This window comes from Ochrobactrum sp. Q0168 (assembly GCF_016427605.1).
Classification (GTDB): Bacteria; Pseudomonadota; Alphaproteobacteria; order Rhizobiales; family Rhizobiaceae; genus Brucella.
Window position 1 is genome coordinate 1 of sequence record NZ_JAELXQ010000025.1, and the last position, 18,725, is coordinate 18,725.

Below are 18,725 nucleotides of genomic sequence, written 5' to 3' on the forward strand. Positions count from 1 at the left end.
ACGTCTTCGCGTTCTCACCATGGGTCTATCGCCAGAGAAACCTGGTCGAACGCTTCTTTAACCGCATCAAGCACTATCGTGGTATTGCCACACGTTATGATAAGAACCCGGCCAATTTCCTCGCTGCTGTCAAACTCATCGCTATCCGCATCTGGTGCATCACTTTATGAGTCTACGACCTAACGCAATGTAGTAATTTAAGTTCTGGTTCCGGGGGACAACTCGCTAAGTGTGGATGGGCGAACCACTCAAGAAAAGGCGCATCGCTGGCCCCATTTATCGCGCATATGTTTCCCGGGAGGCAATTATGCCAGCCGGACCTCGTTTCGGCAGAGTGTTTATTGCGCTCAATAAAAAATCTCGCCATCAGTTAAAATAGCGAGGTACTAGCGGCAATTCACTTAGGCTCTATCGACAACCGACTTTATGATAGCTTTAGCCTTACCTTTAGCTTCTGGGCGGCGCCATCTGCTTCAACATTTCGATTACCTGTAACCTTTCCAACTTCTTCTTTGATCGTTCCGCCTACCTGGTGCTGCTCATCTCTTCATCCTTTGATAGGGGAATTTGGTTGCGGGATGAAAACGAAGAGAGCGACAAAACGTTCCCTATTTGTCACAATTGTACCTTTATAGGCCAGTTCCTATAATGGCGACGGAACCTTATTCGAGAACTGCAGTTTGTAGGCGTTGGCGTCAGTTACCGTTTTCCAAGCTCGGAAGCTGATGTCTGCCCTGCACCGTCATGTAGGGCCACCCTCATGGGGGACGAGGGAAGGCGTAAGGTAGCCCCGACTGTCCAATACCTTTCGCACCCCCGGCGATCTAACAAGGCGCCGGGGGTTACACCTTCCAAGCATACATTTTAAAAACCGCTTCATAGGCTTTTGGAGACAAACAAACTTGCCCGCCCCTATGAGTGGCTCGCTTTTTTTGGGAAAAATTCGAGAAATGGGTTGTCCATCGAGAAAGCAAGCGTCATTACCGCCCGATCTTCCCCAAGACAGAGGTAATTTAGACAATGCTTATAAGATGGACCGGTTTCGGCATGGTCTCAGTTTTCGTGTTGATCGCAGGTATGCTGGGCGCGACTTTTCTGCTGCGGCCGTATTTCATGCAGAGCTTGGCACTTCACCCCGCCGCCCATGTTGCCAACGGTATCGGCCTAATCTTTGGCGCGGTCGTGAATTTATTGGTCGCAATGGCCTTTAAGAAAGTCTCAGATAAAACCTATCACAGCTTCATGGGTATCAGCATGCTGGGATGGTCGTTTATTGGTGTGGTCGGCGGGATCGCACTGGCGGCGTACGGCTACTCTTTGTAACCGTCGAAACTCAGGCACGCGATGCCACATGCAGCGTACGGTATCGTACAAAAACTCGTGCGGCCCCTAGTTCGGCGAAGTGCGCACGATATTTATCTAGTTGCGCATGGTTTTCCTATCCGATGGTACCCCGTGCGCAAGCCCTGATCAGTACGTTACACCCTGCTGATCAAGGCTTTCTGGCCTATATTTACTTCCCTATTGAACCTTTTTCGGCCGAGCGAGTTAAATCGCCTGGAGGAACCTATATGAGCCTATTTGTTTGGTTTATTAGCGCAATGATGTTGTCGCTGTTCGCTCTAACAGGCCTCACGGTCTGGACCGAAAAGAACGGAGACTGAGATGCTGGATCTCACGATTTCAGATCGCATCGTAGTAATGGGGGTTCTGTCGCGAATTTTTCACTTCTGCTGCGCTATTGTCGCTTCGGTGCGGACGTTGGGTGAGGTGACAGGGTATGGTAATCGATTTCAAAGGGGCTCATTTTCCTAAAAGTGTCATCCTTTACGCCGTTTTCTTTTACGTGCGCTATCCCGGTTCCTATCGTGACCTGCAGGAAATTATGGCCGAACGTGGTGTGAACGTTGACCATGCAACATTGAACCGTTGGGTTGTCCGTTATGCGCCACAGAACCAATTTGCCAATGACAACCGCCCGCCATTCGAGGTCTTTGCGGAGCTTGCAGCATAATTGCGTCTGAAGATCAGGCCGCTTTTAACTTGATGAAAAATTTGCGACATAACCACCGATTTGCTCGCTACGCATTTAACCCGTTGGTCTGGCGACCTCGGATGCATAGCTGCATTCCATATAAGGTCGTTCGCATACGGACGTTGACCTGTAATAGTCGGGACAGTGATCTGAACACGGGTTTAAACTGCGATTAGCGGTCAAAATGCCGCCAATCGTTCGAGTCCACGGTTCGTTAAGTCCACTAGTGCACGGACGCGGGACCCTATATAAGCTATTCTTTGGCTTAGTTCCCAAGGACAAGAATCATGTTGGCTGCTGATCGAGAAGCGATTTCGTGAGATGCATAGTTAATTGTCTCGGTAGGGGCGCGCGCCTTCCACTCCTTCCTTTTTCTCTCGCAGTGAGCCGGTTATGAATTTCACCCAACGCAGGCCTTTCATGGGCATGTTTCGTTTTGAGCCAGGCATACTGATTGGTTTGATTGCAGCTGTTCTTTTTTTCGCTGGAAGTGGTTTGGTCACTTATATCAACACGCAAAACATAAGCGTTGCCAATCAGAAAATTGTTGAAACACATCGCGCGATTGTCTCCCTTAAAAACCTGCTTTTACACCTTCAGGACGCAGAAACGGGCCAGCGAGGTTACCTTCTGACGGGTGAAGACGATTATCTCGGCCCTTACCTAAATGCCCGCGGTGCGATTGCGAGTGAATTTGAAAAAGCTGTTGAAAGGACGCGTGACAATGTCGGTCAGAGCGACCGGCTAGGCATTCTGAAGCAGCGCATCGAGGCAAAACTCGATGAGATGGCTGAAACGATCGATCTGCGAAGAACGCAGGGATTGAGCGCAGCGCTCGACCTTGTCCGTTCTGATCGTGGTAAAGTCGAGATGGATGCTATCCGGGGCATGGTTGACGCTATGTCCCAGACTGAAAACGAGGTTCGAACCAGTCGCCTCGCAGAGATGGAAAGCGCACAGCAGCAGGCATTGATTAGCACTGTGCTAACTGCCGCGCTTGGAATTCTGCTAACGGTGGTGATCGGTTATCTTCTGGGCAAGGCTGCAATCAGCCGTTCGCGCGAAGAATGGTTGCAAACTGGAAAAATCGGCCTGGGATCCGCCATGATAGGGGACCAGCGGATTGATGAGCTTGGCGAAAATGTCCTGGACTATCTCGTCGCATACACCGGTGCCGTGGCGGGAGCCTTCTTTAGTGGAGCGCGCGGTCACTTTCGGCGTACGGCTGTCTATGGAATCCCGGACAGCAAATCCGTTCCCCTCGAGTTTGTGGGTCGCGAAGGACTGCTCGGGCAAGCGTCGACGCAAGGAAGCCTGATCGTTCTCGATGACGTGCCTGATGGCTATCTCTCCTTCGGTTCCGCTTTAGGTCAGGACAAGCCGAAATATCTCGTCATCTTGCCCGCTGTGGTTGAAGGCTCAACCAATGCCGTACTGGAAATGGGTTTTCTCAAGCCCGTGGATGAGAAGATTCTCTCACTTTTAAAGCAAGCTTCCGATGCAATAGGACTGAGTGTGCAAGCGGCATCCTATCGGGGCGAATTGCAAAACCTTCTGGAGGAAACCCAGCAACAGTCCGAAGAGCTGCAGGCGCAGGGCGAAGAATTGCGCGTCAACAATGAGGAACTTGAAGAGCAAAGTCGCGTTCTCAAGGAATCCCAGCTGCGACTCGAGCTACAGGCGGCAGAGCTCGAGCAGACAAACGCTCAACTCGAAGAGCAGGCAAATCAGCTCGAAATTCAGCGATCCGATCTTGAGAGGGCAAATGCATCGGTTCAGCTTAAAGCCGCTGAGCTCGAGCGTTCAAGCCAGTATAAGTCCGACTTCCTCGCAAATATGTCGCACGAACTACGTACGCCGCTTAACTCTTCGCTCATTCTGGCGAAGCTGCTGGCCGATAATCCGCATGAAAACCTGACGGAAGAACAGGTCAAGTACGCACGGACAATCCAGTCGTCAGGGAATGAACTGCTCAATCTAATCAACGATATTCTCGATCTTTCAAAAATTGAAGCCGGGCATGTTGAGATACAGCCCGAGGAGGCATCGGTCGTCCGTCTGACAAACGGACTGCGGCAAATGTTCGAGCCTGTCGCAAGCGAAAAACAACTTGAGTTCATCATCTCGCTCGACGAGCACCTGCCCAAAACGTTCGAGACCGATCCGCGACGGCTCGAGCAAATCCTCAAAAACCTGATCTCCAATGCAATCAAGTTCACCGAAAAGGGTAAAGTGGAGCTATCAGTCCGGCCGCAAGGCTCCGACAAGATTGTGTTTTCGGTTTCCGACAGTGGGATCGGTATTGCCGAAGATCAGCTCACCAGCATTTTTGAGGCGTTTCATCAGGCTGATAGCACGATCAGCCGGAGATTTGGCGGCACGGGTCTTGGCCTTTCAATTTCGCGGCAGCTTGTGCGCCTTCTTGCAGGAACTATCGCAGTCGAGAGCAAGCCCGGGCAGGGCAGCCGCTTTTCGGTTACGTTGCCCCTAAGGCAGATATCTGCCAGAGACATTTCTCCAACCACTTCGTCCTTTTTGCCGACCAGGAGCCCTGGTGAGATGCCTGCGGCGGTGTCAGAGGCGGCTGTTGCCCGCCAGCTTTCAGATGATCGCGAGGAGATTGGTGGAGACAAGCGGGTACTCCTCGTCATTGAAGACGATGAGACATTTGCAGCGATTGTCCGTGATCTCTCCCGGGAAATGGGTTTTCATTGTGTTGTCGCGCGCACCGCAGAGGAGGCTGTCAAAACCGCGCGTGAATTTTCGCCAAATGCGATCGTACTCGATGTTGGACTGCCCGATCAGTCGGGACTTTCGGTATTGGACGGCTTGAAAAATGACGTTCGCACCCGGCATATCCCGGTCCACGTCATTTCCGCAGGCGATCATACACGGACCGCGATCTCGCTGGGCGCTGTCGGTTATCTCCGCAAGCCCGTCAGCCGCGAGCAAATTGTCGATGTTCTGACCAGACTTGAGAAAAAGCTGTCCCGGCGTGCGAACCGGGTCCTGATTGTGGAAGATGACAAGAACCAGCGAGAGGCGGTTGCCAGTCTGCTTGGCTCCGGGGACGTCGAGACCTTTACCGCAGCGAGCGCTGCGGAATGTCTGAACCTCCTTCGCGAGCAGACCTTTGATTGCATGGTTCTCGACCTTTCGCTGCCAGACACTTCCGGCTTTGCGTTGCTCGAAACTCTCAGCCAGGAAAACATTTACTCGTTCCCGCCGGTTATTGTTTATACCGGTCGGGAGCTTTCAGCGGAAAATGAGCAAAAGCTGCGCCGTTACTCCAAGTCCATCATCATCAAAGGCGCGAAATCGCCCGAGCGCCTTCTAGACGAAGTCAGTCTTTTTCTGCATCAGGTCATTTCGGAACTGCCGCTCGAGCAGCAAAAAATGATCCAGAAAGCCCGCCATCGCGATGCGCTTCTTGAAGGTCGCAGAATTCTTGTTGTGGAAGATGATATCCGCAATATCTATGCCCTCACCAACATTCTTGAGCCCCGGGGCGCGGAAGTCATTATCGCGCGCAACGGACGCGAGGCACTTGACGCAGTGTCGAAGAGCCAGGCCAGTGAATCGACCGCTATTGATATTGTTTTGATGGATATCATGATGCCAGTCATGGATGGCCTCGCCGCCACCCGGAAGATCCGTGAAAACCCGGCGTGGAAGAAACTTCCCATCATCACATTGACTGCCAAGGCAATGCCGGATGACCAGCAGCGTTGCATCGAGGCCGGTGCAAATGATTATATGGCCAAACCACTCGATGTCGACAAACTCCTTTCGCTTGTTCGTGTCTGGATGCCCAAATGAGGGGAGCCCAGTCCAACGATTCAGCAGAAGATATCGAAATAAGGCTGTTACTGGAGGCGTTGTTTCTCCGGTATCATTATGATTTTCGCAATTACTCACTGGGCTCGATCCGGCGCCGTCTGAAACAGGCGCGTGAGCAACTGGGGTTTGCGAGTTTCTCCGCCATGCAGAACCAGCTACTTCACGATCCCGACATGCTGTCGCATTTGCTCCGCTTCCTCACCGTCCAGGTCAGCGATATGTTTCGCGATCCGGATTATTTCCGGGCAATCCGCGAGCAGGTGGTTCCGCATTTGCGGACCTACCCATCACTTAAAGTCTGGATAGCTGGATGTAGCAGTGGAGAAGAACTCTATTCAATGGTGATCCTTTTTCGTGAAGAAGGGCTCGAGGACCGGACGCTTTTTTATGCGACAGACATCAATCAGGACGCTCTGAGCGCAGCAGAGGCTGGGGTGTTCGCCCTCGATCGTGTCCGGTCATTCACGGAAAATCACCAACGCTCGGGCGGGCGAATGTCTTTGTCAGATTACTACCAGGCGGCCTATGGTCGGGTGGTCTTTGATAAATCCCTGCGCCGTAACGTGGTCTTTTCAGATCACAGCCTTGCCACTGATGCAGCATTCGGGGAAATGCATCTGATATCCTGTCGAAATGTGCTGATCTATTTCGATCATGCGCTTAAAAATCGTGTCCTTGGCCTTTTTAAAGAGTCGCTCATCCATAAAGGTTTCCTGGGGCTGGGCGCCAAGGAAAGCGTGCGCTTTTCGGATCACGCCGGCACATTTGCGGATTTTGTACGCGAAGAAAAGATCTACCAGAAAGTCTCATCATGAAGACCCTGGCGTCCGAGGCAATCGTGATCGGATCTTCCGCAGGCGCGTTTGAAGCCTTGTCGGCGATTTTGCCGTCATTGCCGCTAAACTATAGCCTTTCCGTTATTGTTGTCGTGCATGTTCCGCCTGACCGGCCAAGCTTGATGGCCGAACTTTTTGGCCGGAAATGCAATATTCCAGTCTGGGAAGCTGAAGACAAGCAACCTGTCGAAAAGGGTAACATTTACTTCGCCCCGCCCGACTATCACTTGCGTATTGAGGCGGACCGAAGCTTTTCTCTTTCTCAGGATGATCCTGTTCTCTATTCGCGTCCGTCCATTGACGTACTGTTTGAGAGCGCCGCGGAGGTCTTCGGCACCGGCCTGATAGGTGTTGTGCTTACCGGAGCCAACGAAGATGGGGCAGCGGGGCTTCGCCATATCGTCGATGCAGGCGGGAAAGCCATTGTTCAAAACCCGGAAAGTGCCCATGCCTCAGCAATGCCATACGCAGCGCTGAGCCGATGTGAGCATGCAGAGATTTTGTCGCTCGAGGCGATATCAACTTATCTAAAAAAGGTTCAAACCAACTCATGAAACCCGTATTGTTTCTCCTTGTGGACGATCTTGAAGAAAATCTTCTTGTGCTGGAGGGTCTCCTCCGACGCGAAGGGTTACAGTTGCTGAAAGCGAAATCCGGTGATGAGGCGCTTGAGTTGCTGTTGCAGCATGATGTTGCGCTGGCGTTGGTTGACGTCCAGATGCCCGGACTTGACGGTTTTCAGCTTGCAGAATTCATGCGGGGCAATGAGCGAACGCGTCATGTCCCCATTATATTCGTGACAGCGGGCGGTGGAGGTCAGCGTCGTTTCCGGGGTTATGAAGCGGGCGCCGTGGATTTCATCCAAAAGCCGATCGAGCCTGACATACTGCGCAGCAAGGCGGACGTTTTTTTTGAAATGTACAGGCAAAAGCAACAGCTCGCTGTACAGCGAGATGAACTGGCGCTGCAGGCCGAGGCACTACGCATGGCAGCCCGTCAAAAAGATATTCTTCTTCAGGAAATCAATCACCGGATCAAAAACCTTTTTGCTCTGGTGTCCGGGCTGATTTCGGTCAGTGCGCGCTCGGCGGGCACGAAGGAAGAACTTGTTGCCGATCTGAGAGCACGTATGAATGCCCTTGCCAACGCACATGCGCTGACGCTGCCTGATCTAAAAGACGATGGGGGCGTTGAGCGGTCCTTTTCGGTCTCCGCTCTGATCGAGGCAGTCGTGTTGCCTCATAAAACTGAGCAAGGTTCCCGCCTTGAAATTACAGGGTCCGACATCACCCTGTCTGGAAATACGTTGACGTCTCTTGGTCTTCTGTTGCACGAACTTACGACAAATTCCGCGAAGTATGGTGCTCTGTCATCCCCTAAGGGACGGCTTGTAATTCATATCGAGACTGACTGTGAGATGGTGAACCTTCACTGGACAGAGACCGGAGGATCAGCCCGGCAAAGTCCGCCGGAACGGCAAGGGTTCGGAGCGACGCTCGAAAAGGCGACGTTGCAGGGGCTGAATGCAACGCTAATGCGCGAATGGAAGCCGGCAGGGTTGTCACTGCTTTTAAGACTCCCCAAGGCGACATTACAGGGACCAAGAGATCGAGCCGCGTAAGCGCGTCATCGTGACAGCCACAGAACCGCTTAAACAGAAATATCGCATAATGCGTGGGAATTCGCGATAGAAAGTAAAGCGGGCGTATCAGATAGTGTTGAGGCACATCTCATTATCGACCGGTTCCCGCCTCGCGCCGAACCGGTCGGACATCACGTTTGATCGAGCGCTGGAGATTGATAACCCGGATCATGGGAAGAAGAAGAACTGGTGCATTTCATGTCGATAATCTGCACCGTTAACATTGGTTAGCTCAACGAAAAGATCCCTGTATGCAATAAGACAAAAAATCGTGACTGATAATCAAACACGGTTGACGGAGCGGGCTTTCGCCCGCTCAAGCGTTAAAGGTAACGGCTGCGTTCCCGTTCTATCTCCTCTTCGGTATAGGGATCGGCGTTCGCGTCGAAACGTTGCCAACCTTCCTGGACATATAGTTTGCGTCGGTCGTTGATATCCACCGGGTTGGCACCAGCCAAGATAGCGTCAGCTTCCGACACACGTTCATCCGCCACACGAGCGGTCACAAGTGAGCCACCGCGACGAACGCCTTCGGCGTATAAGTGAGCGTCTTCTTCCGATACGCCGCTCTCGGTCAGCGCCCCGATGAGACCTCCGGCGACACCCCCGACAACTGCCCCTCCGACTGCACCGGCCAATGTTGCTGCGAGCCAACCTGCGGCGACGACCGGCCCAACGCCTGGGATCGCCATGAACCCGAGCCCTGTCAAAAGACCACCGGCACCGCCGACAGCCGCACCTAGACCTGCACCGACCCCTGCGCCAGAGCCGGCATTACTCTCGCCGTCACCGTCACGGTGGTGGGAGACAATGGAAATGTCGTCTGACGGGAACCCAGCGTTTTCGAGCCGTGCCACAGCATCCTTGGCTGCTTCGTAATTATCAAATAGTACGGTAACGGTTCTCCCATGTTCAAATGGCGGATGGAAGTCAAACCTTCACATTGGCTTCTTTGTGACATTGCCCTGGTAGTCAAGCTGGATACCCAACTTCTCGTTACCTTTCATGGCAGAGGCTTCCCAGATGCCGTTTTCTTCGTTCAATTTTAGTCCGCTTACGCCAGTATATCCTGCCTCCTCAATCCTTGATTTAGCTTGATCTTCTGTAAAGCTGTTGGCACCCTTAACCGGCGCGTCTGGATTGTTGCTATCAGGCGTTGCTACCGCTGGAGTTTCCGGTGAGGTTTTGCCAGTGTCCTGAGCGAACACAGCCGAAGGCGCGATGATACAAGCGCTCAAGAACGCTAACATTCAGATTTTCATTGTATTTCTCCAGTGAAATAAGTAACAGACATGAAATTCCCGCTTGCGGCATAAGTTCCAATAAAATTCTTCAAAGAGGAGCTACCTACGCTTCGTGTGACGATAAGTCTTGAAGGCTACAGGTCAGGGAAAGCTTCTGTCGCTTGTGTCAGGTCTTCGTATTTGAAACGATACAGATGCGTTTGCAGATATAACGGAAAATAGGGTTTATTGTGAAACCCCCGGCCCGGTCTGTATCCATTGCCAGTTCCGTCCCCTAGCCGCACTTGCGCCCCCTTGCGGGGATGAATCACCACCAGATCATCATAAGCCAGTCGATGAAGCGCGTGATGGATAGGCGCTCTGCCAACCCTGTCGTTTCGACAAGCGCCTGTTCGTTGAGCAACGTTCCGGCTAGAATCTCCTGTTCAAGCCAACCATTTCAGGGGAACATATGCCTGTCCGCGTTACGACTGATTTTGCGAAGCCTTTGCCATGCTTCTCGCATTTTATCTGAAACAGGGATTACGCTATTACCTGAGTAGTCCATTTCAATTGAGTGGTTTTTCCAACAAGGCGGCCACTGCCTAAGGGTAGCCCTTCTGGTAAAGCTCCAGTAACTTCACGTCCTCCCTCAGTGGACGGACTTTCCATTTGTTTTTATTTAGCAAAAACTAATTCGTGTTTCGCTGATTGGGGTAGGTCGGTCGAGTTGAAGCCCATGAGGACTCCGTTATCCAACCGCAAGGGATCAGCACGAGAGGAAACATCGGCACAAAGCTCGCATAAAGCTTAGTGATCTTCTCGCTGTGGCTCTGGTGTCCCTAAATCGGATATGGATTGAGAAACCCGACAAAGCGTATGCACCAACCGAAGGAGCTGGAGAACGGCGCAAAAGTGCACGACAACATTCACGACTCTGACTGGCAATCAGATGATTGTCACCGCTATGAGCGGTGACTCTTTCAGAACTGTATCTGCCTATGCGCCACATCTAAAAATCACCGCTGCCCGTCGTCGCCCCTGACGCTTTCTTTTAATAACCCTCCGAGACGTGAGTTCAAGCGACCGCCGGTTCCCATGACGAGTGCGAAGAGTATTTCGTCGGCACGCGGGGCGTCCTGGATACCGATTTCAATGCTATTGAAATGGCTGCGCACATATGAAGCATGAATGTAGTGGACTGGTACCATGATACGATAGCCGGCGGGAGCAACTGCCTTGTTGGCCGGAACCATGGCTTTGGGATGGCCGAGCACTTCGCGCATGGCCCATCCGCCTGCCTCATGCCACACGGCACCGTGTTCGATTTCGCCGTTTAAGCCGACAACGGCCGCCTTCGAATAGACTTCTATTTTATCGCGCCCTCCCAAGGTCTCAACCAATTCGGTCGCAAGCGAATGCCCTAAGGTGCGCAACTCCGCCATAAACGGCATAAGGTTAGTCTCATACCTTCCCGAATAGGGGTTGGCGATGACAGCGCAGGCTGCCGCCATTTTGAGAGGGGTTTCCGGAGCCGGGCCCAACTCGCGATACGTCGTTTCAACCGTGACTGAACGTTTGCGAATATCAACAAGCGACATAATGCTGTCCTTTCAGTTCGCTTTGGTCGCTGGGTGCACCCGGTTGTGGATGAAGCGATGGATGGCGGTGTTATCGGCATTTTCGGGAAGAACTTGGAGAGCTTCGGCCCAAAGTGCGGCGCAAAGTTCCAATTGAGGGGTCTCGACAGCGTATTTCTGCTGGAGATTGTGTGCAATCGCCAGATCTTTAGCTTGAAGTGAGAGCGCAAAGCCGCCCGAATAAGTGCGTGGCAAGATAAAGGGCTTCAGTTTTGTCTCACTTGCCACATTCCTGCCAGACGATGCATTCAGAACATCTGCAAAAATCGCAGTGTTCAACTCCATTGCTTCCGCGATGGCTGTAGCTTCGGCAACTGCAAGCAGTCCAGCTGCATAGACATAGTTATTAAGTGCCTTCATAGCATGAGCGGATGCAGGCTTGCCGGTTGGAATGAGCCGGCTCCCCATGCGTGCCAGGATCGGCCGCAACTCTTCAACGACAGCAGCATCTCCACCGACCATAATGGAAAGTTCTCCGGTACGTGCTTTCGCGACTGCACCAGAAACCGGAGCATCAATGAGCCGAATCCCGCTCTCTGCAAGGATCGAAATGAGGCGCATCGTCTCGATTGGATCGGACGATCCCATGTCGATGATCGTGCTGCCGCGTGGAAGAAAATGGGCTAGCCCTTTGCTACCATCCGCTCCGAGAATGGCAGCGTTTGTTGCGCGGCTGTTTGGCAGCATCGTGATAACGATTACACATTGACGAAAAGGTTCCAATGTCCGGTTGCCGAATAAGGTTCGGCCAAAAGCGGCTTCGCTTTCCAGCTTTCGAAGGGGAATTTCCGAAAGGTCGTGGGCGTAGATCGTTAACTGCTGATCTCGGCTAAGATTCGCCAGCATTGGCAAGCCCATAGCGCCCAGACCGATAAATCCGATGGGGTCGTGCATCCTTCGGATGTCCTCCTTATAACGCGTATAATTTGCAAGCGTCACTATAGTTGTTGACCTTCGTGTCGGCTTATGCCGTTTTAATGCGACCTATAACATTCAGGCATGGATATGCGTTTCAAGCTCAGGCAAATGGAAGTGTTTCGCGCTGTTATGCTGACCGGCTCCATGTCGGCGGCGGCCCGTCTGCTCAATATTACGCAGCCGGCGATCAGCCGACTGGTCGCCTATACAGAACAAAGTCTCGGATTGACGTTGTTTGAACGGGCTGGTGGCAAACTCGTCCCGACGGCCGAAGCACAACTGCTTCTTTCCGAGGTTGAAAAACTCTTCGAAGAGGCGCGCCATGTCGACGAGCTTGCCCGCGAGTTGGCGAAGCGCCCGGGCGGCACATTAACGATTGCGGCAAGCCCCAGTCTGGCGCTCGGTTTCATACCGCCCGTTATCGCGCGTTTTCTAGCTGTGCATCCACAAGTGCATGTGAAATATCATACCACGCTTCTGGCCGACATGCCGCGTGAACTGATGGGGCGGCAGGCAAATATTGCGATCTCTGTTCTGCCGATAGATGACCCAGGCCTGATCTGTGAACCGCTGATACAAGGCAAAATGGTTTGTGTAGTTCCGAAAATACATGAACGAGCGGGACAGATGGAAATCTCTCTTGAAGAGATCGGTGCGTATCCGGTGGTGATGTATGATCACTCCATTCCCTTCGGTCGCCTGATCGCAAAGGCGTTCGAGACCGTTTGCGTCACACCGCAAATCGTGATGGAGGTGCCCCGCGCGGAGTTGGCGATCGCTATGGTACGTGCCGGGATAGGACTAACAATTGTCGACGAATTTGCTGTTGCCGGTGGCATAGCTGCTGATCTCGTGCGGATACCGATCGTCGAACAGATTGGGATCGAGCTTTCACTTCTGCAGTCGCGTTATGGTCCTCCACCGAGCCAAAACGCAAGAGCCTTCATCGACATGTTGAGGTCTCAGCTGAAACGCCGGGATGTTTGAGTTGTAGTCATCTAGCTCAGAATGCCGCGCTGCCGGTCAGCTTTATAGCCATGCGGGTTGCCACTTCCTGAAGAGGTAGAAGAAGTTTGTCCTGGGCTGCTTTCTCCGTTACCGCGCTCTTGAGATAGATGACGTTGATCGCACCAAAAATCCTGTCAGCAGTCATGATCGGTACGCCGATGCTGAAAAACTTGGATTCGTAGTAAGAGCGGGAATAGCTTTCCTCCATTGTCGCGAATCCCTGTTTGCGGATCGCTGCGAGTTTCACATTCAGCAAAGGAAGGTTACGCGCGATATCGTTCCAGGCGGCCGGATCAGCGGCCGCCCGAGCAAGATAATCCTCCCGTTCGCTTTCGCTACAATTGGCAAGATAGGCCAGACCGAGGCTTGTGGCGAGAACTGGAGCGCGAAAGCCGGATGCCCGTTTGAAATGCAAGGGTTCGTTGTTTCGCGACGATTGCACCACAAGCATGGCATCGTGATCAAACAGTGCAACATCAGATGGCCAGCCGATCTGCTGCCGGAAGTCAGCAAGATCGTCGGAAACGATGTCGCTGACTATCCGATGGCGATCATAAGCGGTGCCGAGTGAAAGAGTTTTTCCCGTGGGCCGATAGATTGCCTGATCCTTGTCCCGCAACACGTAACCTGCTGCGATCAAGGTCTCAAGCATCCGAACGACGGTGGCTTTGTCGATGCCTGTCACATGATGGATTTCGGCCACATTCGCCCGCGATCCGAGTCGGTTTACGCCTGCCAGCACTTCCAGCACACGAAGAGCGGCTGTAACCGGTTTGTATGATGCCATGCGTTGGCCCCTTTCAATCTGCGGTCTGTCGCTCTGCAAAAAATGCACTATGTCCTCTGCTTCTTGGAACGGTCAAGCAGTGTTCCGAGAATACCTTTCGGCATGTAAATGATGAAAAATACGAGCAGCAAGCCGTATATTACCCCGTCCAAAGAAAGAGCACGTGTGCCGAGAGTGGCTGTGAGCCAGTCCGAACCTTGCGTGAACAAGCGCAATCCCTCAGAGAGCGTCTGGGTAAAAATCGCCCCTACCGTCGGTCCGAGCAATACCCCCATTCCACCGGCGACCACGCCGAAAACGATGCTCAGGGAGACGTTCAAGCCGGATATGGTTTCCGGCCCCACATACATTTGATATTGCGCAAAGAAAGCGCCGCCGAGAGCAGTCAGGGCTGCGGAGATGGCCGTGATTTTGAGCTTTTCTCGGGTCACACTGATACCGACCGCTGCGGCAGCGTCTTCGTCTTCGCTGATCGCTTCCAGTGCGTAACGATCCATGCTGCTATCCAGTTTCTTCCAGACCCACAGCGTTGCCAGCCAAAGGACCAGAACAACAAAGTAGGCCACGGTGCGGTTCGATTCAAACTGGACAGCGATGAACGACAAGCCGTCGCCTTCCCGTATGGGCTGCGTGCCGAGCGATCCACCAGTATAGTCGCGTAACCCCACGATACAGAGGCGGACGAATTCCACCATCGCCAATGTCAGCAATGCGAAATAGTGTCCTTTGATGCGCTGCGTAAAGCTTGGATAGCCGATCAGCATGGCAAAAACGACAGCAATGGCTACGGCCAGCGGAATGCCGATCAATGGTGTCAGGCCAAGCCAGTTCCAGAGCATCACGGTCGTATAGGCGCCAATTCCGGTAAATGCGCCATGACCCAATGAAGTAAGACCATGACGTCCCATCAGCGACCAGGACGTATAAATCTGTGCCCAGAGCAACATCTGGATAATGAGATGCAGATAGTAACGGGAGGCGTCGGCGAAAGCCAAGCCCAGCAGGAATGGCAGGATGCAAAGACCTGCAAGAGCTGCGATTGTTACCGTTCGTTTTGTATTGGACATGGTCAGCGCCTCCCCATGAGACCTTGAGGCCGGATAAACATCATGACGATAAAAAACAGGAATGCGATGGCGTAACCCCATTCCGTCGCGAAGCAGGAACCGCCGACAGAGATAAACTGGGAGATGATGATTGCCGCGATGAAGCCGCCAATCAGATTTCCAAGCCCACCGAGAACACAGACCATGAAGACGAGCGGGCCGAACTGCAGACCGATGTGCGGATAAATGTCGAATTGGAGGGCCATCAGAGCTGCAGCAAGACCGGCAAGACCGCCGCCAATAGCGGATGTGACGCCATAGATGCGACCGCTATCGACGCCCATCAACGGCATGATTTGCCGGTCTTGGCTGAGCGCCAGAATAGCCATGCCTGTATAGGTGCGGCGGAGAAAAAGCATCAGAAGAGCCATGGCTGCGACAGCAACGCCGAAGGTGACTACGCGGGACCATGCAAAATACATGTCGAAGAAAGAGATCGAGCCAAGCTCGATGCCCATGTTGCGGTATTCAATACCGAAGGCCATGGTGGCGCCAGCCTGCAGCAGGACGAGAATGCCACCCGTCGCCAGAAGCTGGTTGATCGGGGGCGAGGATAGCAAGGGGCGGATGACGAAGAAATGGAGCGCCAGTCCCACCAGTGCGGTCAGAAATATGCCGCACGCATAGGAAAGAAATATGTCAACGCCGAGGACTGCGTGCATGAAATAGATAGCATACATACCAACCATGACGACTTCCGCGTAGCAGATCCACACGACATCGATCACACCGAAGATGAGATTGAGGCCGAGCGAGAGAAGCGCCAGAAGCCCGGCCAGAAGCAGACCGTTCAATACGGCTTCCAGAAAGAAAATATCGAAGGAACAGGTCATCGGGTGATCCCCATATAGGAGTGTCGAACAGATTCAGATCCCATCATCTCTTCTGCTGTTCCGCTGGTTTGGATGTGACCGGTTTCAAGCAGATAGGCTCGATCGACCACCTTCAGCACCTGCTTTACGTTTTGCTCAACTATGAGCACGGTATAGCCCTCATTTCGAATACGGCGGACAAGGTCGAAGACTTGCGAGACCACAACGGGCGCCAGTCCCGTCGACGGTTCATCGAGAAGGATGAGTTTGGGCTTGCTCATAAGGGCGCGGCCGATGGCGCACATTTGCTGTTCCCCGCCGGACATGGTGCCCGCATGTTGATGACGCCGTTCTTTCATGCGCGGAAAGAGCTCATAGACGTAATCGAGCCGCTCCCGATAATGAGCACGAGCGCCCCGGGGAAACGAACCCATGCGCAGGTTTTCCTCGACTGTCAGTTTGGGAAAGAGGTGGCGGTTTTCCGGTACATGCGCGATACCGGTATCTATGATCTTATGGGGTGCGGTTGCACGCAGATCGATGCCTTCCATCGTCATGCGCCCATCGGTGGCGGGCAACATGCCGGAAATGACCCGCAGCAGCGATGTTTTCCCGGCGCCATTCGCGCCAATGACTGCAACGGCCTCACCGGCGTTGACGCGCAAATTGATGCCGCTGAGGGCGCGGAAAAAACCGTAGGATGCGGACACGTTCGTCAGCTCAAGCATTTGTTCTCAGCTCCTCGGCCGCCTCTGGTCCCAGATAGACTTCCACCACCCGAGGATCGGTCTGTGCACCAAGAGGATCGCCATCATAGATTTTCCGGCCTTGGTTGAGCACCACGACGCGGTCTACGACCCGCATCAGAACCCCCATGATATGCTCCACCCAGATGATGGTGATCCCACGTTCCCGCCGCACAAGGTCGAGCATATCGGCAGCCTGTTCCATCTCGTTTTCGTCGAGGCCGTTCAGGCTCTCGTCAGCGAGCAAAAGCTCGGGCTGGCTTGCAAGCGCACGCGCGAGTTCGAGCTTCTTGAGGCCCGCGGCACCCATCCCTTCGACGCTGTTTTGAGGGTTGGCCGACAGGCCTACCAGGTCCAGTGCTTCGATCGCTTGACGCCGGCATTGTTCGATAGGAGGCCGTGCTGTTTGCCCGAACCAGGCAGCGAGCGTCACGTTCTCCAGGATGTTCATCTTGGTGAAAGGCCTTGGTATCTGGAATGTCCGGCCGACACCCATCCGGCAGATAGCATCAGCTTTAAGCCCCTGTATCGCCCTGCCATTCATGGAAATGGTTCCCGAGGTGGGGGCCAGCGTTCCGGCGATCAGATTGAAGGTCGTACTTTTCCCGGAGCCATTCGGACCGATAAGGCCCAGAATTTCACCTTTCTTGACGTCGAAAGACACGTCCGAGACAGCGGCAAAGCCGCCAAATTTTTTTGTTAGTGCTTGTACTGAAAGCATGAATATCCGTTTCTCCGCAGTTGGCACCTGCACGGCCCGGCTCATAATCCGGGAGCCTTATGCTCCCGGATGGGAGGAGCGCTTATTGCGAGTAGGTGTGTCCCTGGGGCAGCGGAATAACGGAATCGGCTGTCTTGATATTGGTTGGCCACAGAACGGTGGTTCCATCGGGCGTGTACTGAATTACACTCGGTGTCGAGCGTTCGTTCTGACCGGACATCGGTGTGCCCGCAGGATAGAATTTCACACCATAACCCTGAACCGTTCCACCAGGTGCAATGTCGGTTGCAAGCGCGGCTTTGCGCAGGGATTCCGGGTCTGTACCGCCAAAATCGCGAATGGCGCGCGGCAGTACATCGGAGAACAGAATCCAGGACTGGTTGAAGCCCATCCAGACATTGGTTTCCGCATAATCTATGCCGGTTTTTTCCTTGTAACGGCGGACGACTTCCTTGGTGATGTCGCCAAGGCCGGGCGCCAGCGTGTCGCCGTTGAGCAGCTGAGCGGCAACCGGATCCACATCCATGATGTAATTCGCGTCTTCACCCACGAGTTCGTGCAGTTTCACGGGGTTTGCATATCCTGCGCCATGGCCGATGAGCGCTTTCCAGCGCAGTCCCTGTTCTTTGGCTTGCCGCAGGAAAAGCGCGATATCGGGGGCGTAACCAGTGTGCAAAATCACATCGGGCTTGGCGCGGCGCAGCTTTGAAACCATGGGAGACAGGTCAGTGGCGCTGATGGAATAACCTTCGTTGAGCACGATTTTCATGCCGGCGCCGGCACAGGTCTTCTCGTTAGCCTGAGCGATGCCGGAACCATAGGGCCCGTCTTCATGAATGATGGCAACTTTCAGCTCGGATGCAGGGATGCCGAATTTGGATTCCGAAATTTCCGACAGAAACTTGCAGGACGCTTCGCCATATTGATCCGAATGGACTTGAGGCCGAAATACATATTGCAGATTGCGATCTTTGAAGACCGCAGAGGACACGCAGACATTGGCCCACATGAATTTTTTTGCACTGTCCACTTTTGCGGCCATCGGGACACACTGGGCGCTGGAATAGACGCCCATGATGAGGTCCACCTTATCGTCATTCAGAAGACGCTCGGCTGCGTTGATTGCGACATCGACTTTTGACTGCGCATCCACATTGACCGGTATAAGCTTGCGTCCTTCGATGCCCCCCTTTTCGTTGATCATGTCGATTGCAATCTGTGTGCCGATCGAAGCATTGATCGATCCTGCGCCGGCAAACGGCCCTGTCTGATCATAGATGACACCGATCTTGATATCTTCAGCATAACTGGCGGCGCTGGAGAGCAACAAAACAGCAGCGCCCGCCAAAAGCCGACGAATTTGGAAATGGTTCACGACGTTTCCTCCCACATGTGTGAATCATTCAATTTT

The 18,725-nt window shown here is 53.3% G+C and carries 15 protein-coding genes and 3 pseudogenes; 8 read left to right on the plus strand and 10 right to left on the minus strand.

Features of this window, described 5'->3' with window-relative positions:
* From JAU75_RS22660 to JAU75_RS22690, 7 genes and pseudogenes are all read left to right on the plus strand, one after another.
* A pseudogene (locus JAU75_RS22660) lies at positions 1-170 on the plus strand (IS5/IS1182 family transposase); the annotation flags it as partial.
* An 850-nt stretch (positions 171-1,020) separates the two neighbouring features.
* Positions 1,021-1,323 carry a hypothetical protein gene (locus tag JAU75_RS22665; protein ID WP_247880592.1) on the plus strand — a complete coding sequence of 101 codons (303 nt, stop codon included), beginning with the start codon at positions 1,021-1,023 and terminating at the stop codon, positions 1,321-1,323.
* Between the two features lie 457 nt (positions 1,324-1,780).
* Positions 1,781-1,954, plus strand: a pseudogene (locus JAU75_RS22670) (IS6 family transposase); the annotation flags it as partial.
* A gap of 474 nt (positions 1,955-2,428) precedes the next feature.
* Positions 2,429-5,854: a response regulator gene (locus JAU75_RS22675; protein WP_199058753.1), complete on the plus strand. Its 3,426-nt coding sequence runs from the start codon at positions 2,429-2,431 to the stop codon at positions 5,852-5,854.
* A complete protein-coding gene (locus JAU75_RS22680; protein ID WP_199058754.1) occupies positions 5,851-6,690 on the plus strand; it encodes a CheR family methyltransferase in 840 nt (279 codons plus the stop codon). The genes JAU75_RS22675 and JAU75_RS22680 overlap by 4 nt, the downstream gene beginning before the upstream one ends.
* Positions 6,687-7,265: a chemotaxis protein CheB gene (locus JAU75_RS22685; protein ID WP_199058755.1), complete on the plus strand. Its 579-nt coding sequence runs from the start codon at positions 6,687-6,689 to the stop codon at positions 7,263-7,265. Before JAU75_RS22680 ends, JAU75_RS22685 begins: the two co-directional genes overlap by 4 nt.
* Complete coding sequence (locus tag JAU75_RS22690; RefSeq protein WP_199058756.1) at positions 7,262-8,332, plus strand: response regulator; 1,071 nt, start codon at positions 7,262-7,264, stop codon at positions 8,330-8,332. Before JAU75_RS22685 ends, JAU75_RS22690 begins: the two co-directional genes overlap by 4 nt.
* Before the next feature lie 344 nt (positions 8,333-8,676).
* On the opposite strand, the pseudogene JAU75_RS22695 reads toward JAU75_RS22690, so the two are convergent.
* The 4 genes and pseudogenes from JAU75_RS22695 to JAU75_RS22710 all read right to left on the minus strand — a co-directional run.
* A pseudogene (locus JAU75_RS22695) lies at positions 8,677-9,258 on the minus strand (general stress protein); the annotation flags it as partial.
* Positions 9,259-9,291: 33 nt separating this feature from the next.
* Positions 9,292-9,603 carry a PepSY domain-containing protein gene (locus JAU75_RS22700; RefSeq protein WP_199058758.1) on the minus strand — a complete coding sequence of 104 codons (312 nt, stop codon included), beginning with the start codon at positions 9,601-9,603 and terminating at the stop codon, positions 9,292-9,294.
* Between the two features lie 992 nt (positions 9,604-10,595).
* Positions 10,596-11,177: an amino acid synthesis family protein gene (locus JAU75_RS22705; protein WP_199058759.1), complete on the minus strand. Its 582-nt coding sequence runs from the start codon at positions 11,175-11,177 to the stop codon at positions 10,596-10,598.
* Between the two features lie 12 nt (positions 11,178-11,189).
* A complete protein-coding gene (locus tag JAU75_RS22710; protein ID WP_199058760.1) occupies positions 11,190-12,110 on the minus strand; it encodes an NAD(P)-dependent oxidoreductase in 921 nt (306 codons plus the stop codon).
* Positions 12,111-12,221: 111 nt separating this feature from the next.
* Here JAU75_RS22710 and JAU75_RS22715 point away from each other — a divergent pair, with 111 nt between their 5' ends.
* Positions 12,222-13,121: a LysR family transcriptional regulator gene (locus JAU75_RS22715; RefSeq protein ID WP_199058761.1), complete on the plus strand. Its 900-nt coding sequence runs from the start codon at positions 12,222-12,224 to the stop codon at positions 13,119-13,121.
* A 16-nt stretch (positions 13,122-13,137) separates the two neighbouring features.
* Here the strand turns inward: JAU75_RS22715 and JAU75_RS22720 are convergent, their stop codons facing one another.
* The 6 genes from JAU75_RS22720 to JAU75_RS22745 all read right to left on the minus strand — a co-directional run bounded on the left by JAU75_RS22720 (position 13,138) and on the right by JAU75_RS22745 (position 18,689).
* Entirely contained in the window at positions 13,138-13,893 is a 756-nt protein-coding gene (locus JAU75_RS22720) for an IclR family transcriptional regulator C-terminal domain-containing protein (RefSeq protein ID WP_199058762.1), read from the minus strand.
* Positions 13,894-13,976: 83 nt separating this feature from the next.
* On the minus strand, positions 13,977-14,996 hold the full coding sequence (locus JAU75_RS22725) for a branched-chain amino acid ABC transporter permease (protein WP_199058763.1): 1,020 nt from the start codon (positions 14,994-14,996) through the stop codon (positions 13,977-13,979).
* Positions 14,997-14,998: 2 nt separating this feature from the next.
* Entirely contained in the window at positions 14,999-15,868 is an 870-nt protein-coding gene (locus JAU75_RS22730; RefSeq protein WP_199058764.1) for a branched-chain amino acid ABC transporter permease, read from the minus strand.
* Positions 15,865-16,575, minus strand: coding sequence for an ABC transporter ATP-binding protein (locus JAU75_RS22735; RefSeq protein ID WP_199058765.1), 711 nt, complete (start codon positions 16,573-16,575; stop codon positions 15,865-15,867). The genes JAU75_RS22730 and JAU75_RS22735 overlap by 4 nt, the downstream gene beginning before the upstream one ends.
* Entirely contained in the window at positions 16,568-17,314 is a 747-nt protein-coding gene (locus JAU75_RS22740; protein WP_199058766.1) for an ABC transporter ATP-binding protein, read from the minus strand. The genes JAU75_RS22735 and JAU75_RS22740 overlap by 8 nt, the downstream gene beginning before the upstream one ends.
* Before the next feature lie 82 nt (positions 17,315-17,396).
* Positions 17,397-18,689, minus strand: a complete 1,293-nt coding sequence (locus tag JAU75_RS22745) for an ABC transporter substrate-binding protein (RefSeq protein ID WP_199058767.1) — start codon at positions 18,687-18,689, stop codon at positions 17,397-17,399.
* Positions 18,690-18,725: the final 36 nt, after the last annotated feature.

Bases quoted from the DNA above. Each gene is read 5' to 3' on its own strand.
- JAU75_RS22675 (WP_199058753.1), top strand. From the start codon at position 2,429: ATGAATTTCACCCAACGCAGGCCTTTCATGGGCATGTTTCGTTTTGAG.
- JAU75_RS22710 (WP_199058760.1), bottom strand. From the start codon at position 12,110: ATGCACGACCCCATCGGATTTATCGGTCTGGGCGCTATGGGCTTGCCA.
- JAU75_RS22700 (WP_199058758.1), bottom strand. From the start codon at position 9,603: ATGTTAGCGTTCTTGAGCGCTTGTATCATCGCGCCTTCGGCTGTGTTC.
- JAU75_RS22680 (WP_199058754.1), top strand. From the start codon at position 5,851: ATGAGGGGAGCCCAGTCCAACGATTCAGCAGAAGATATCGAAATAAGG.
- JAU75_RS22690 (WP_199058756.1), top strand. From the start codon at position 7,262: ATGAAACCCGTATTGTTTCTCCTTGTGGACGATCTTGAAGAAAATCTT.
- JAU75_RS22705 (WP_199058759.1), bottom strand. From the start codon at position 11,177: ATGTCGCTTGTTGATATTCGCAAACGTTCAGTCACGGTTGAAACGACG.
- JAU75_RS22685 (WP_199058755.1), top strand. From the start codon at position 6,687: ATGAAGACCCTGGCGTCCGAGGCAATCGTGATCGGATCTTCCGCAGGC.
- JAU75_RS22735 (WP_199058765.1), bottom strand. From the start codon at position 16,575: ATGCTTGAGCTGACGAACGTGTCCGCATCCTACGGTTTTTTCCGCGCC.
- JAU75_RS22715 (WP_199058761.1), top strand. From the start codon at position 12,222: ATGCGTTTCAAGCTCAGGCAAATGGAAGTGTTTCGCGCTGTTATGCTG.
- JAU75_RS22665 (WP_247880592.1), top strand. From the start codon at position 1,021: ATGCTTATAAGATGGACCGGTTTCGGCATGGTCTCAGTTTTCGTGTTG.
- JAU75_RS22725 (WP_199058763.1), bottom strand. From the start codon at position 14,996: ATGTCCAATACAAAACGAACGGTAACAATCGCAGCTCTTGCAGGTCTT.
- JAU75_RS22740 (WP_199058766.1), bottom strand. From the start codon at position 17,314: ATGCTTTCAGTACAAGCACTAACAAAAAAATTTGGCGGCTTTGCCGCT.
- JAU75_RS22730 (WP_199058764.1), bottom strand. From the start codon at position 15,868: ATGACCTGTTCCTTCGATATTTTCTTTCTGGAAGCCGTATTGAACGGT.